This window comes from Candidatus Pelagibacter sp. uisw_091 (assembly GCF_059512525.1).
Window position 1 is genome coordinate 56,552 of record NZ_CM183455.1, and the last position, 14,462, is coordinate 71,013.

Genomic DNA, 14,462 nt, shown 5'->3' on the forward strand with positions numbered 1-14,462 from the left:
AGATGTTGAAAAAAATTGTCTTTATGGGAACACCATTTTTTGCTGTACCAATATTAAAATCGTTGTACCAAAATGGATATTCTGTATCAGTAGTGTATACGCAACCACCTCAAAAATCGCAAAGAGGACAAAGGATTAATAAATCTCCTATTCAGGGAATTTCTGAAACGTTAAAAATAGAATATAGAACGCCTATTTCATTAAAAAATAACAAGGAAGAGTATAATTATCTAAAGGAACTAGATGCAGATATAGCAATTGTTGTTGCTTATGGACAAATTATTCCAAAAGAATATTTAAGTTTAGTTAAGAAAGGTTTTATTAATATTCATGCCTCATTACTTCCAAAATGGAGAGGAGCAGCACCTATTCAAAGATCAATTATGAAATTAGAAAAAGAAACAGGTATTAGTATTATGAAAATAGGAGAAAAATTAGATGCAGGACCTGTTTGTAATTCTTATAAGATAGAGATCAAGATTAATGATAATTCAGAAACCATAGCTGAAAAACTATCTGCACTAGCTGCAGAAAAAATATTAGATAATATTGATGAAATTCTAGAAGATAAAATAGAATTTAAAGAACAAAACAATAATGAAGCAACTTATGCAGCTAAAATTGAAAAAATAGAAGGCCAAATAGAATGGGACAAAGCAGCAGAAAATATTATTGGTAAAATCAATGGATTATATCCAAGTCCTGGTGCTTTTTTTATTTACAATGGAGAAAGGTACAAAATTTTAAAAGCAAGCCTCGCGTATGGTAGTGGTGAAATTGGTGAGGTGTTAGATAGTTATCTAGAGGTTAGTTGTGGTAATAAAAAATCAATTAAAATTCTTGAAATTCAAAGACAAGGTAAAAGACCACAAAATATTGGTGAATTTATGCTTGGATCACAGATTAAAAAAGGTTCAAACCTAAATAATGCTTAGATATCAAATACTAATTGAATATGTTGGAACTAATTTTATTGGCTGGCAAATTCAATCTAAAGGAAAATCAATTCAAAAGTCAATTCAAAAAAAACTATCTGAACTCTTAAAAGAAAAAATATTATTAACTGGATCTGGTAGAACAGATGCGGGGGTACATGCTATTGAACAATCAGCACATTTCGAATGTAAAAAAAAAATTCAAAATCTAGATAAATTTTTAAAATCAATAAATCATTTTGTAAACGATATGAATATTTCAATTATAAAAATAAAAAAAAGAAATTTAAATTTTCATGCTAGGTTTTCAGCAAAACAAAGGATTTATAAGTATGTAATTTTTAACCGATTGAGCAGACCTTCTTTAGAAAAAGAAAGAGGATGGCATATTATTAAGGAATTAGACATCTCATTAATGAAGAAAGGTGCAAAAAAACTTTTAGGCACGAAGGACTTTTCAACATTCAGAGCATCAAGCTGTAATGCTAAAAGTCCAATTCGAACTATGAAATTAATTAAGATAAAATCAAACAAAGGAAGAATTGAAATACAATTTAAATCTCAATCATTTTTGCAACAACAAGTTAGATCAATGGTGGGTTGTTTAAAGTATTTAGCTGAAAAAAAATGGGATTTAAAAAAATTTGATTATGTTTTAAAATCAAAAAAAAAAATACTTTGTGCTCCACCTGCGCCGGCTGAAGGACTATTTTTAGAAAAGGTTATTTATTAAAGTTTTGTTGACCAATACTGAATTTTTTATTAATTCTCCATCTGGACTCAGCTCGAACAATATATCCACAACAATTTTTAGAACGGCACTTACATGGAAATTGTTTATAGTCTTCATCGTAACCAAAACCATAATCAGCTGTTATCTCTTCATCTTTTTTAATATCTTTTATAGCAACAACCCATAATTTTAAGCCAGTCCCATTATAATCGCAGTTGTTAGAGCAGGAGTGATTTATTAAACGTGCAGTGTTCCAAGAAACATCACCATCCATGTCGTACTTTTTATTTAAATTAAATAAATAGATAGGCTTTGCATTGTCAAATTTTTGTGATTCTTCCGTTTGTTTCTTGGTAATAATTTTACCAACATAATCAATAATTCTAGTACCTTCTTTGATATCTTTTGTAGCGTATAGACCACGACCCTTTTTATCAATGTTAGACTTTTTAATTTTATAAAGTTTCATTGTGAATTCTTTAATGCGTATTGAGAAATTATCAATTAAATTCTAGTAAAGCTTTTACATGCATCTCAGTGCTTTCTTGAAGTGCTAATAGATCGTATCCACCTTCTAAAATTGACACTACTTTTCCATCACAATATTTTTTGGATAGTTCGAGTGTCCTTTTAGTAATATTATAAAAGTCTTTTGATTCTAATTGGAATTGTGCTAATGGATCGTCTTTATGGGCATCAAACCCTGCAGAAAGTAAGATAAATTCAGGTTTAAATTCTTTAATTTTCTTTAGTACAAATTCATAGGCATTTAAATATTCTTTTGAGGTTGTTCCAGCTGGCAAGGGAATATTCAATATATTGTTATGTTTTCCTTTTTCATCATTCGTGCCTGAACCTGGATAATAAGGGTATTGATGAGTGGATATGTATAGAACTTTTTCATTATCGTAAAAAATATCTTGAGTACCATTTCCATGATGTACATCAAAATCAATAATTGCTACCTTTTTTAGTTTGTATTTATTTATAAGGTAATTAGCTCCAACAGCCACATTGTTATAGATACAAAAACCCATAGCTTTATTTTTCTCTGCATGATGCCCTGGAGGTCTAACGGCACAAAAAGCGTTTTTAAAATTTTTATTTTGAACACCATCAATAGCTGTAATAATTGAACCTACGGCATCTGACGTAGCATCCTTACTTCCTGGTGAAACAATCGTATCTCCATCTAAAAAAGATAATCCTTTTTCAGGAAAAGATTTTTCTACGAAATTTATATAATTAAAATTGTGAGTTATTTCTAAAAGTGATCGGTCAAATTTAGAAGGTTTTTTCCAAACTAAATCTTTATTATCTAATTTTTTAAAATTATCGATAACTACTGTAACTCTATCAATTTTTTCTGGATGGCCATCGCCTGTATTATGATTCTGATAAGTGTCAGAGGTTATTAAACCAGTTTTCATTTAAAATAATTTTCTAAAATATTATAATATATTTTAGTCAATTTTTTTAGATCTGAAATAGATACTGCTTCATCTACTTTATGCATTGTTTTACCCACTAGACCAAATTCTAAACATGGAGCAATTTTTCTAATAAATCTTGCATCTGAAGTTCCACCTGTTGTAGAAAATTGAGGTTTAATTTTTGTGATTTTTTTTATTACATCTTGAATCATGTAAGTTGTTTTATTGGGCTTAGTTAAAAATGCCTCACCTGATACTCGATACTCAGTTTTAAAATTAGATTTATTTTTTTTAGTAACTTTTTTGAAAATTTTATTTAATCTATTCTTTAAGCTAGAAGAAGAATGTTTATTGTTAAATCTTATGTTAAAAGTAGCTTTTGCAAGCCCTGGAATAATATTATCTGCTGTATTATCGATATTAATTTTAGTTACTTCTAAATTTGTTGGTTGAAAATCTCTTGTTCCTTTATCAAATTTTATTTCTTTTATTTCATTTAGTATTTTGATCAATGAAGTTGATGGATTTTTAGCACGATGAGGATATGCAACATGACCTTGAGTTCCAATTATAGTTAATTCAGCATTGATACTTCCTCTTCTACCAATTTTAATCATTTCACCAAGTTTATTAGGGTTTGTTGGCTCACCAACCAAGCAAAAATCTATTTTTTCTTTTTTCTTTTTTAAGTAATCAACTACTTTTTTAGTACCATTAATTGCAACACCTTCTTCATCGCCAGTTATTAATAAACTAATTGATCCGTTAATTTTTTTATTATTTAATACAAAGTTATTTACTGCAACAACCCAGCTTGCAATTGCACTTTTCATGTCATTAGCTCCTCTACCAATAAGATGATTTTTTTTAATAGCCGGACTAAAAGGTTTAATCGTCCAATCTTTTATATTTCCTGGAGGTACTACATCTAAGTGACCAGCAAACATAAAGTTTGGTTGAGAGTTACCCAATCTTGCATATAGGTTTTTAACTGGTTTAGAATTTTTATCTTTAAACTCTAGAATCGTACATTTAAATCCAATAGCAGTTAATTTTTTAGATAAGAATTTCATTATTCCAGCATCAACAGGTGTAATGCTTGGAAATCTTATTAGCTCTTTAGCTAATGTGATTTCATTATAAGTTGGCATTTAGTCTCTTAATAGGTCGTTAATAGAAGTTTTAGATCTAGTTTTTTCATCAACTTGTTTAATAATTACCGCACAATATAAAGCAGGACCTTTACCATCTTTACTTGGAAGACTGCCTGGTACTATCACTGAGTACGGTGGAATTTTTCCATAGATTACTTCACCAGTTTCGCGGTAAACAATTTTTGTAGATTGACCAATAAATACACCCATAGATAATACAGATCCTTCTCCAACAATCACTCCTTCAACTATTTCTGAACGAGCCCCAATAAAACAATTATCTTCGATGATAGTGGGGTTAGCTTGCATTGGCTCTAATACACCTCCAATTCCAGCACCACCTGATATGTGGCAATTCTTTCCTATTTGTGCACAAGACCCTACAGAAGCCCAAGTATCCACCATAGTTCCTTCATCTACATAAGCTCCAATATTTACAAAGCAAGGCATTAGTACTGCGTTCTTTCCAATAAAAGACCCTTTTCTAACTGGAGAATTTGGAACCATTCTAAAACCAGCTTTTATATGATCTTCCTTAGTCCAACCTGCTGTTTTACCTTTTAGTAAATGAGACTTATCATACCAACTACTATATGGGCCGCTCAATGAATCCATATCATGAGTTCTAAAACTTAACATTATTGCTTTTTTAACCCACTGGTTAACTATCCACTCATTACCATTTTTTTCAGCAACTCTTAGCTCCCCTTTATCAACAAGTTCAATCGTTTGATTGATGGTATCTAATATAGACTTATCTGATTTATTATTGATGGAGTCTTTATTGTCCCAAGCTGCATTGATAATGATTTCAAATTCTTCCATAGTTTTATTTTATCGTTAGTAGGTTAGTTTCATTGTGCTTTTAATATATTAATTTCTTGAAGAAAAGAAGGCAAGTTCTTAATCTTATAATCAATATATGCTTTATCTGCATCTTTTTTTGCAAATACTTCATCATTCTCAAGCCAGCAAGTTTTCATTCCTAGGTTTTTAGCTTGTTCTAAATTATGAGCGATATCTTCAATCAATATTGATTTTGTTGGATCAAGATCAAATTTTTCTACTATCTCTTTATAAGGTTCAATTTTTGGTTTTGGAATAAAATTAGCATCAACAATATCAAATGCTCCATCAAACAACCCATCTATACCTAATTGTTTAGTTACATTTTCTACATGCGCATGAGAACCATTGGTAAAGATATATTTTTTTTCTTTAATTTTAATTAATTCTTCTCGTAATAATTCATCTTTAGGAAGCCAGCTAATATCAATATCATGAACAAATTCTAAAAATTCATGTGGATCAATCTTATCGTGATTCATTAATCCTGATAATGTTGTTCCATATTCATAGAAGTATTCTTTTTGAATTTCTCTTGCTTTAATTAAATCGACATTAAATTTCTTTGAAATAAAAGAAGACATCTTTTTATCAACTTCAGAAAAAACCTTTGTTTGTCCAGAATACAAAGTATTATCTAAGTCGAATAGCCAGTATTTAGTATCAATTAAATTTTTCATTCTCTAATTAAAGTTCCTGAACCTTTATCAGATAATAGTTCAAAAAGGAGTGAGTGATTTTTTCTTCCATCAATTATTACAACTGCCTTAACCCCATTACTTGCAACATCTAGACAATTCTTAATTTTAGGTATCATTCCACCAGAAATTACCTCTTGATTAATTAATTCATTAGCTTTTTTAGAATTAATTTCAGAGATTAGTTTTTTTTCACTATCTAATACGCCCTCAACATCACTAATGATCATTAACCTTCTAGCTTTTAGCTCAATTGCGATTGATCCTGCGGCGGTATCAGCATTTATATTAAAAGTCTGATTGTCTTTATCCAAACCTAAGGGTGCAACAACAGGTACTTCGTTCGATTTTATTGTTTCAATTAAAAATTCTTTGTTAATTTCAGTAGGTGTTCCTACAAATCCAAGGTTTTTGTTTTCTTGTATGACAGTAATTATACTGTTCTCTTTTGAAGTAATCCTTTTTGCTTTGCAGGCCAACTCATTTAAAGCTTCAACAATCTCTTTATTAAATTTGATTAATACATCCTCAACTATGTTGATAGTATCTTTATCGGTAACTCTTAGTCCGTTAATAAAATTACTTTTAATATTAACTTCTGAAAGTTTACTGTTAATTCTTTTTCCACCTCCATGAACAATTATAGGATTGAAACCAAGTTTTTTTAAAACGACCACGTCTTCAATAAAAATTTTAAATAATTTAGGATCAACTAAAACACTACCACCACACTTAATGATAATAAATTCATCATTATACTTTTCTAAATATTTTTTTACTTCTTCAACTGTCGGGCCGTCCTTAGGTAGGATGTTTATTAATTCTTCTTCTTTTAATGATGACATTTATGTTGTTTTGATAGTCATTTTTCTTTGAACAATATATTGTTGAATCATTGTGAAGATGTTGTTGAAGCTCCAGTAGATCACAAGACCTGCAGGAAATGGTGCGAGAATTACAGTTAAAAATACTGGAAAGAACATAAATATTTTAGCCTGTATAGGATCTGGTGGAGTAGGGTTAAGCTTTTGTTGTATGAACATTGTGATACCCATAATGATCGGCCATGCACCTATTAATAAGAAAGAAGGTGGATCCCACGGAAGTAAACCAAAAACATTAAATAAAGATGTTGGATCTCTATCACTTAAGTCATGTATCCATCCATAAAATGGCATGTGTCTCATTTCAATGGTTACAAATAATACTTTATATAGTGCAAAGAAAACTGGAATTTGAACCAGAATAGGTAGACAGCCACTCATAGGATTAACTTTTTCTTTTTTATAAAGAGCCATCATTGATTGTTGCAACTTCATTTTATCATCCTTGTGCAACTCTTTCAGACGAGCCATTTCAGGCGCTAATAACTTCATTTTTCCCATAGACTTAAAACTAAAGTTGGCAAGAGGAAAGAAAGCCAATCTAATACAAATAGTGACAGCAATAATTGCTAAACCGTAATTACCAAGTAATTTAAAAAAGTAATCCAATACAAAAAATAAAGGTTTTGTAATGAAATACATAAATCCCCAATCAATCGCTAGATCAAATTTATTGATATCTAAATTTTCAGCATAACCATCAATGACATTTACTCTTTTAGCAGCAACTATAATTTGAATTTTTTCTTCAATTGAAGTGTTTGCTTTAACTTCAATACCTTTGGTTGATATGTAGTTTGCTCTGAATTTATTTTTATAGTCAAAAGTTGTTTTAAACTCTTTACCTTTAGGTGGTACAACTGATGTAACCCAAAACTTATCTGAAATAGCAACAAATCCTTCTTGTGCAATTTGAGTAAACTTCTTTTCCTGAATATCGTCGTAATCTTCTTCAATTAATTGATCATCAAGTACAGATAAAAACCCTTCATGCAAAATATAGAAGCCAGATATTTCTGGTAATTTATTTCTAATTATTTGTCCGTATGAGTAAAAATTATAAGATTTATCTGATCTGTTAATTATTTTTTCTTTTACAGTAAACAAAAATTGATCATCTAAACTTATATGTTTCTCAAATGTAATATCTTGAGTATTGCTCCACGTTAGTTTCACCGGACTATTATTAGTTAATTTTTTATTTCCAGAAACTTCCCAGACCGTAGAAGCATCAGGTATATCTATATTTTTATTAGTACTTACAAAACCACTTTCAATTAAATAACCATCTTCAACATTTCTTGGGTTTAATAAGGTTATTTTATCACTTCCATTAAGTTCAATATTATACTCTTTGAAAGTTAGGTCATCTATTGTTGCACCCTTTAAAGAAATTGACCCAACAACACTTCTATTTTCAAATTGAATTCTATCATTTTCTTTTAAAGCATCTGTTCTTGAAAGTTTTGCAAAGTTTTCATTTTTATCTAGGGTAGGAGTGTCTTCATTATTTTCAATTTTATTTTGCTCAGCTAGATTTTTTTTAATAGTTGCAGGATCAGGCTGAAAAAAAAGAGAGTATAATATAATAACAGCTGCTGATAAGGATATTGCTGCGATTACGTTTCTAGTATCCATTATTTCTTAGCCTTTAATTCTTTGTTTACTGGATCAAATCCTTCACTACCACCCAACATCTTAATAGGATGACATGAAAATATTCTTTTAATGCTTTTTGAGATCCCTTTAATTAGCCCATATGTTCTTAAACATTCAATTGTATATTCTGAGCAAGTTGGAAGATATCTGCACGAAGGAGTTAAGTAAGGGCTAATAACTATTTTATAAAATTTGATCAGGCCAATTAAAATGTTTGATATAATATTCATTACTTAATCTTTTCTATGTCTTGGAATAAAGTATCTTTTATTATCGCATATTCATTGTTTAGCATAGTTATTTTCGCAATAACGAGGTAAGAATAATTAAAGTTTATCGATAATTTTTTTACAGCTTCGTTCATTATATTTCTTAATCTTCTTTTAACCTTATTTCTCTTTACGGCACCACGGATTAGTTTTTTTTTAGCTACAAAGCTAATATTTAGTTTTTTATTATCTTTACCTTCAAGAGGGCCAAAAAAAAGAGTGATATATTTATTTGAGACTTTTTTCTTCTTAAGTAAATTTTTGAAATCGTCGTTTTTAGAAAGAGCAACAATTTTGCTTTTCATTTAGTTTAGCTTATTTACCTTTTGGCTTTTTTTGAGTAGATGACACTGTAAGATCCTTACGTCCCTTATCACGCCTTCTTTTAAGAAGTTTTTTTCCACCCTTAGTTGCCATCTTTGATCTGAAACCATGTTTCTTAAGACGCTTTCCAACTTTAGGCTGATATGTTCTTTTCATAGAATTTATTTAAGTTTTTTTAAATTTCGCTCTTTATAGTAATTATATGTATAAATAGCAAATAGAAGATTTTATAATACTTTCAGTTAATTATGCAAAAATCAAAAAAAGTTAAGATAACTTTAGGTTTATTTTACCTTCTAGTTGTTTCTTCATTTTTATACTTTTTTTTATCAAATTTCACCTTTGATGAATTAACCAGCTATGATTTTATTAAAAATAATAGAGATTATTTTTTTGATTTAAAGCAAACTAATTTAATTTTAATTTCTTTAGTATTTATAATATCTACAATTTTTTGGGTTCTCATGGCTGGATTTGGTTTACCAGTTGCACTCCTAGCAGGGTTTATTTTTGGCAAGTGGCTTGGAACATTTATTTTATTAATTGGAATGACTATTGGAGCAACAACTCTTTATATACTGGGTAATTATTTTTTTAAAGAAGTGATTAAAGAAAAGTTTTTAGATAGATTCAAAAATTTAGAAATAAGATTTAAAAAGTCAGAATTTACCTATCTATTGATTTATAGATTTATTGGTGGAATTCCTTTTGCACTATCAAATGTATTACCTTGTATTTTCAATGTTAAAGTAGCCAATTTTTTTTGGGCAACACTAATAGGTCTGACACCACAATTTTTTTTACTTGTTTCAATTGGAAGTGGACTTGAAAAGATTATAGAAAAAAATTTAGAAGCTCCAAGAATAATAGACTTGATATATTCTCCTGATATTTACACCCCAATACTTGCGTTTGTAGCTTTAATAATAATCACTCTTATAGGTAAAAAAATATTCTACAAGAGGTAGTTTGGTGCCCCCACAAAGAATCGAACTTTAAATTTATCCTTACCATGGATATGTTATACCATTTAACTATAGGGGCTATTTTGGTATTTATTGAAGTATTTCTATAATAAATCATTTTTTTCAAAATATTGCCTTAATTTTTTTCTTATAATGATTTATATCTAGCTGAGGAAAATTATATGGGAATTCATTACGATTATAAATCTACTAAAGGCAACAAGCTGATGGAAAAGCAAGCGAAGAGAGAGAAAAAGCTTGCAGAAAAAAGAGCAAAGCGTGAAGCTAAAGAAGGTCCAAAGATACAAGAAGAGCCAGAGAAAACATTAGATGCATCAAAACCTATCACTTTAGATTTCTTAACTAATCCAGATAAATAATGAGTGATAAAGAAAAAAAAGAAAGATTAAGTTTAGCACTCAAAAAAAATCTTAAAAAAAGAAAAATCTTCGAAAAAAAAAACAAGAAGAAAAGTAAATAATGTCAGTACTTTCCGATAAATCTATAAGAAAACTTGCACTTGAAGAAAACATGATTTCTCCATTTGTAGACAAGCAAGTAAGGGATGGTAAGATCTCTTATGGTCTAAGTTCATTTGGTTATGATGCAAGAGTAGCTGATGAATTTAAGATATTTCACAATGTAAACTCATCTATTGTTGATCCTAAAAAATTTACTTCTGATAATTTTGTTACAAAGAAAGGCTCTGAATATATTATTATTCCTCCAAATTCTTTTGCTCTAGGAACCACAATAGAGATTTTCAAAATCCCAAGAAACATCATGTGTATTGTTGTTGGCAAAAGTACGTATGCAAGAACTGGAATTATAGTTAATGTAACACCAATTGAATCAGAATTTTTTGGGACTGTTACTCTAGAATTTTCAAATACCACTCCGCTACCAGCAAAAATATATGCAAACGAAGGAGTTGCTCAATTTTTATTTCTTAAAGGAGATCAGGCTCCAGAAACTTCGTACGCTGACCGTAAAGGTAAATATATGGGTCAATCTGGAGTAACTTTACCAAAAGTATAATAATGAAAAAATTGGAAGTCTTTGGAGCGGCAAAGCTCAAAGGAAAAATTATAATTTCAGGCTCAAAAAATGCTTCACTACCAATCTTGGCTGCCACCTTGTTATCAGATAAAAAAATATCTTTAACAAATTTACCAAAAGTAAAAGATATTGAAACGATGATATTATTATTGAAGTCTTTAGGTTCAACTGTAGTGAATAAAAAAAAAATAATTATTAAAAATAATAAACAAATTAAAAATTTTGCAGCTTATAGTTTGGTTAAAACTATGAGGGCAGGAATACTAGTTTTAGGTCCATTGCTAGCAAAGTTTGGCAAAGCAAAAGTATCTTTACCAGGTGGCTGTGCAATTGGCACAAGACCAGTCGATATTCACCTGCAGGCCCTATCTAAACTTGGAGTAAAATATAAAATTATTCAAGGATATGTCTATGCAAATGCCCCGAAAGGGTTAATTGGAGCAAATATTAAATTTCCAAAAATTTCAGTTGGAGCTACTGAAAATTTGATTATTGCATCATGTTTAGCTAAGGGAAAAACAACTTTATCAAATTGTGCAATAGAGCCTGAAATTAAAGACTTGGTTAATTTTCTAATTAAAATGGGTTGCAATATTAAATGGACTGCAAAAAGAACTATTAAGATCCAAGGTGTGAATAATCTTAGTGAAATAAATTACCAAGTAATGCCCGACAGAATAGAGGCGGGCACCTATTTAATAGCTGCAGCTTTAAATGAAGGAAATTTAAAGATTGTAGGAATTGATCCAAAAATTATCAGTACAGAAATCAATATTTTAAAAAAAGTTGGTGCAAAAATCATTCAAAATAAAAACGAAATATTAATTCAAGGAAGTAAAACAATTAAAAGTATGAATATTAAAACATCTCCTTACCCTGGATTTCCAACTGATTTACAGGCACAAATGATGGTCTTGTTGTGTAAAGCTAATAAGAAATCTTATATAAAAGAAGAAATATTTGAAAATAGGTTTATGCATGTTGCAGAGCTAAATCGAATGGGAGCAAAAATTTCTATCAATGGAAATAAAGCCTCAATAGAAGGTAATATTAAATTTGAAGCAGCAGAACTAATGGCAACAGATCTAAGAGCATCCGTATCTTTAATACTAGCAGCACTTACTTCTAACGGAAAGTCTGTAATTAATAGAATATATCATCTTGATAGAGGATATGAAGGCATAGAAAAAAAATTAAAAAAAATAGGTGCAAAAATTAGAAGAATTAATTAATGAAAAAAAAATATTTAGCAAAAATTATTGCAAACGATAATGAGGGACTGCAAATGATTTCAGCTTGCTGTGAAGGGGCTGAGATCAAAGTCAATGACATCAAGTATCTTCAAACAAATAAGGTTTTTCTGTTATCATTAAAGCGAACCAAAATTGAAACAGAAAATGAGGGCAAAAAAATAAATAGTATCTGCAAATTTGAATTTGTGGATAGCGTTAAATCTAAAAATATAAATCAAGATGATATTGATCAAAAACTTAAATTAATAACTATGGAATACTTAAAAAATAATAACAATTATGAGATAAGCTTAATTTTTACTAATAATGCATATATAACTTTATCGACAGAAATAATTGAAGTAACTCTAGATGATCAAAGCAAGGTTGATTAATGATTAAGATATTAGATAGTAAAATTAAAAACTTTGATACAGTTTTCGATAAACTGCTATCTAAACGAAAAAAAAAAGTTCAGCTTAACTCAGTTTTTGTTACTAAAATTATTAAAGACGTTAAAAAAAACGGTGATAAAGCTGTTTTAAAATATGAAAAAAAATTTACTAAAAATAGTATTATTATTCCAAATCCTAAAAAAATAACCAAAACTATAAAATCCCTAGACCCAAAAGTTAAAAAAGCAATCGATCTTGCTTATAATAGAATTTATAAATTTCATTCATTACAAAAATTTAAAAATATTTCTTATACAGATAAACTACAAAATAAATTAGAATATAAGTATCTTCCAATTGAGTCAGTTGCAATTTATGTTCCAGGTTCAACAGCTTCATATCCATCAAGTGTTTTAATGAATGCTATCCCAGCTCTTGTTGCTGGTGTTAAAAGATTGGTAATGATTAACCCAAGTCAAAAAGGAAAGCAAAACCCAGCAGTATTGTATGCTGCAAGAAAATGTAAAATTAAAGAGATCTATTCAATAGGTGGGCCATCAGCAATTGCAGCAATTGCATATGGTACTAAAAAAATTAAAAAAGTTGATAAAATTGTAGGCCCAGGAAACTCTTATGTGGCAGCTGCAAAAAAAGAAGTCTTTGGTGATGTTGGAATTGAAGGAATGATTGCTGGTCCTTCAGAGGTAACAATAGTATGTGACAAGTTCTCTAATCCAGAATGGATTGCAAGTGACCTTATAGGACAAGCAGAACATGATAGTCTTGCTCAATGTATTTTAATTTCAAAAGATAAATTAATTATCAAAAAAGTTAACGATGAAATTAATAAACAATTGAAAAACTTACCGAGAACTACAATTGCAAAAACTAGTTTAATTGGTAATGGAATTTTAATTTATATGCCCTCAGATAAAAAAATTATTGATACAGTAAATAAGATTGCTCCTGAACATTTGGAGTTAAATATTAAAAACTATAAAAAAATGGTTGGACAAATTAAAAACTCAGGATCTATCTGTTTAGGAAAATATGCTGTAATGGCAATGACAGATTATAATGTTGGCTCTAATCATGTATTACCAACTAATTCTTCAGCAAGATATTCAAGTGGAGTTAGTGTTAATGAATTTTATAAAAGAATTTCATATATAAACCTATCAAAAAAAGGGATTGAAACCCTTGGTCCATCAGTTATAACACTTGCAAACTACGAGGGTTTAGCGGGACACGCTAAGTCGGTAGAAAAAAGAATTAGGAGAAAATAAATTTGTCAAAACAAGAAATGCTGTCGTTCTCAGGAATTGTTGAGGATTTATTACCGAATGCAATGTTCAGAGTTAAATTAGAAAACGGCCATATTGTTACAGCTCATGCTGCAGGCAAATTACGTAAGAACAGAATTCGAGTACTTCAAGGTGATAAGGTTCAAGTTGAAATGACACCTTACGATTTGACCAAAGGTCGTATCACTTTTAGAGGTTAATATGGGGCCCTGTAGCTCAGTTGGTAGAGCATCGGATTGAAAATCCGTGTGTCACTGGTTCGAGTCCAGTTGGGGCCACCACCACCTCTCTTAAAAATTTAAAAATAAGGTCAACGTCTTTTTATATTTATGTGTTGAAAATTATTCTTAATTGTCTAAAAGACTGCTCATGATTATAAATATTACATACAGAGAGACTTCAAGAAGTACTCATAGACTTTGTTTCCATAGCCTTTAGGCTATTTATTTATAATATAATTTTAAATCCACACAAAAATAATATAAAAACAAGGAATGCCTGCGTAGTATAACGGTTAGTACGATAGTTTGTGGAACTATAGGATTTGGTTCGATTCCAAGCGCGGGTACCAA

The 14,462-nt window shown here is 29.6% G+C and carries 19 protein-coding genes and 3 tRNA genes; 11 read left to right on the forward strand and 11 right to left on the reverse strand.

Features of this window, described 5'->3' with window-relative positions:
* Window positions 1-2: 2 nt before the first annotated feature.
* Together fmt and truA are read left to right on the forward strand one after the other, a co-directional pair.
* Window positions 3-935: a methionyl-tRNA formyltransferase gene (gene fmt, locus AC5YGA_RS00265; protein WP_415308514.1), complete on the forward strand. Its 933-nt coding sequence runs from the start codon at window positions 3-5 to the stop codon at window positions 933-935.
* Complete coding sequence (gene truA / locus AC5YGA_RS00270; RefSeq protein WP_415308515.1) at window positions 928-1,668, forward strand: tRNA pseudouridine(38-40) synthase TruA; 741 nt, start codon at window positions 928-930, stop codon at window positions 1,666-1,668. Before fmt ends, truA begins: the two co-directional genes overlap by 8 nt.
* Here the strand turns inward: truA and AC5YGA_RS00275 are convergent.
* The 10 genes from AC5YGA_RS00275 to rpmH are packed head-to-tail and all read right to left on the reverse strand — an operon-like array spanning window position 1,658 to window position 9,091.
* Window positions 1,658-2,137: an SET domain-containing protein gene (locus AC5YGA_RS00275; protein ID WP_415308517.1), complete on the reverse strand. Its 480-nt coding sequence runs from the start codon at window positions 2,135-2,137 to the stop codon at window positions 1,658-1,660. The genes truA and AC5YGA_RS00275 overlap by 11 nt on opposite strands.
* A gap of 31 nt (window positions 2,138-2,168) precedes the next feature.
* On the reverse strand, window positions 2,169-3,098 hold the full coding sequence (locus tag AC5YGA_RS00280) for a histone deacetylase family protein (RefSeq protein WP_415308519.1): 930 nt from the start codon (window positions 3,096-3,098) through the stop codon (window positions 2,169-2,171).
* Window positions 3,095-4,252 (reverse strand): succinyl-diaminopimelate desuccinylase, encoded by a 1,158-nt coding sequence (dapE, locus tag AC5YGA_RS00285; RefSeq protein WP_415308520.1) that lies wholly within the window; start codon window positions 4,250-4,252, stop codon window positions 3,095-3,097. The genes AC5YGA_RS00280 and dapE overlap by 4 nt, the downstream gene beginning before the upstream one ends.
* Window positions 4,253-5,080, reverse strand: coding sequence for a 2,3,4,5-tetrahydropyridine-2,6-dicarboxylate N-succinyltransferase (dapD, locus tag AC5YGA_RS00290; protein WP_415308522.1), 828 nt, complete (start codon window positions 5,078-5,080; stop codon window positions 4,253-4,255).
* A 29-nt stretch (window positions 5,081-5,109) separates the two neighbouring features.
* On the reverse strand, window positions 5,110-5,781 hold the full coding sequence (locus AC5YGA_RS00295; protein WP_415308523.1) for a pyrimidine 5'-nucleotidase: 672 nt from the start codon (window positions 5,779-5,781) through the stop codon (window positions 5,110-5,112).
* A complete protein-coding gene (gene argB / locus AC5YGA_RS00300) occupies window positions 5,778-6,644 on the reverse strand; it encodes an acetylglutamate kinase (protein WP_415308524.1) in 867 nt (288 codons plus the stop codon). The genes AC5YGA_RS00295 and argB overlap by 4 nt, the downstream gene beginning before the upstream one ends.
* Window positions 6,645-8,321, reverse strand: coding sequence for a membrane protein insertase YidC (gene yidC / locus AC5YGA_RS00305; RefSeq protein ID WP_415308525.1), 1,677 nt, complete (start codon window positions 8,319-8,321; stop codon window positions 6,645-6,647).
* Entirely contained in the window at window positions 8,321-8,572 is a 252-nt protein-coding gene (gene yidD / locus AC5YGA_RS00310) for a membrane protein insertion efficiency factor YidD (RefSeq protein ID WP_415308526.1), read from the reverse strand. The genes yidC and yidD overlap by 1 nt, the downstream gene beginning before the upstream one ends.
* Complete coding sequence (rnpA, locus tag AC5YGA_RS00315; protein WP_415308527.1) at window positions 8,572-8,916, reverse strand: ribonuclease P protein component; 345 nt, start codon at window positions 8,914-8,916, stop codon at window positions 8,572-8,574. Before rnpA ends, yidD begins: the two co-directional genes overlap by 1 nt.
* 10 nt (window positions 8,917-8,926) lie before the next feature.
* Window positions 8,927-9,091 (reverse strand): 50S ribosomal protein L34, encoded by a 165-nt coding sequence (gene rpmH / locus AC5YGA_RS00320; protein WP_415308528.1) that lies wholly within the window; start codon window positions 9,089-9,091, stop codon window positions 8,927-8,929.
* Window positions 9,092-9,183: 92 nt separating this feature from the next.
* On the opposite strand from rpmH, the gene AC5YGA_RS00325 reads away from it, so the two are divergent.
* The gene (locus AC5YGA_RS00325; protein ID WP_415308530.1) at window positions 9,184-9,903 is read left to right on the forward strand and encodes a TVP38/TMEM64 family protein; all 720 of its coding nucleotides are present in this window, start codon (window positions 9,184-9,186) and stop codon (window positions 9,901-9,903) included.
* A 2-nt stretch (window positions 9,904-9,905) separates the two neighbouring features.
* Here the strand turns inward: AC5YGA_RS00325 and AC5YGA_RS00330 are convergent.
* Window positions 9,906-9,979 (reverse strand) — tRNA-Thr (locus tag AC5YGA_RS00330).
* Between the two features lie 103 nt (window positions 9,980-10,082).
* On the opposite strand from AC5YGA_RS00330, the gene AC5YGA_RS00335 reads away from it, so the two are divergent.
* The 8 genes from AC5YGA_RS00335 (at window position 10,083) to AC5YGA_RS00370 (ending at window position 14,461) form a co-directional block, all read left to right on the forward strand.
* Entirely contained in the window at window positions 10,083-10,280 is a 198-nt protein-coding gene (locus AC5YGA_RS00335) for a hypothetical protein (protein WP_415308532.1), read from the forward strand.
* 100 nt (window positions 10,281-10,380) lie between these two features.
* Window positions 10,381-10,938, forward strand: a complete 558-nt coding sequence (gene dcd / locus AC5YGA_RS00340) for a dCTP deaminase (RefSeq protein ID WP_415308534.1) — start codon at window positions 10,381-10,383, stop codon at window positions 10,936-10,938.
* Window positions 10,939-10,940: 2 nt separating this feature from the next.
* On the forward strand, window positions 10,941-12,191 hold the full coding sequence (gene murA, locus AC5YGA_RS00345; RefSeq protein ID WP_496169997.1) for a UDP-N-acetylglucosamine 1-carboxyvinyltransferase: 1,251 nt from the start codon (window positions 10,941-10,943) through the stop codon (window positions 12,189-12,191).
* Window positions 12,191-12,586 carry a DUF2948 family protein gene (locus tag AC5YGA_RS00350; protein WP_415308536.1) on the forward strand — a complete coding sequence of 132 codons (396 nt, stop codon included), beginning with the start codon at window positions 12,191-12,193 and terminating at the stop codon, window positions 12,584-12,586. Before murA ends, AC5YGA_RS00350 begins: the two co-directional genes overlap by 1 nt.
* Window positions 12,586-13,872 (forward strand): histidinol dehydrogenase, encoded by a 1,287-nt coding sequence (gene hisD / locus AC5YGA_RS00355; RefSeq protein WP_415308538.1) that lies wholly within the window; start codon window positions 12,586-12,588, stop codon window positions 13,870-13,872. Before AC5YGA_RS00350 ends, hisD begins: the two co-directional genes overlap by 1 nt.
* Window positions 13,873-13,874: 2 nt before the next feature.
* Entirely contained in the window at window positions 13,875-14,090 is a 216-nt protein-coding gene (gene infA, locus AC5YGA_RS00360; RefSeq protein ID WP_006997427.1) for a translation initiation factor IF-1, read from the forward strand.
* Window positions 14,091-14,095: 5 nt separating this feature from the next.
* Window positions 14,096-14,171 (forward strand) — tRNA-Phe (locus tag AC5YGA_RS00365).
* A 215-nt stretch (window positions 14,172-14,386) separates the two neighbouring features.
* Window positions 14,387-14,461: transfer RNA gene (locus AC5YGA_RS00370), tRNA-His, on the forward strand.
* Window position 14,462 lies beyond the last annotated feature (1 nt).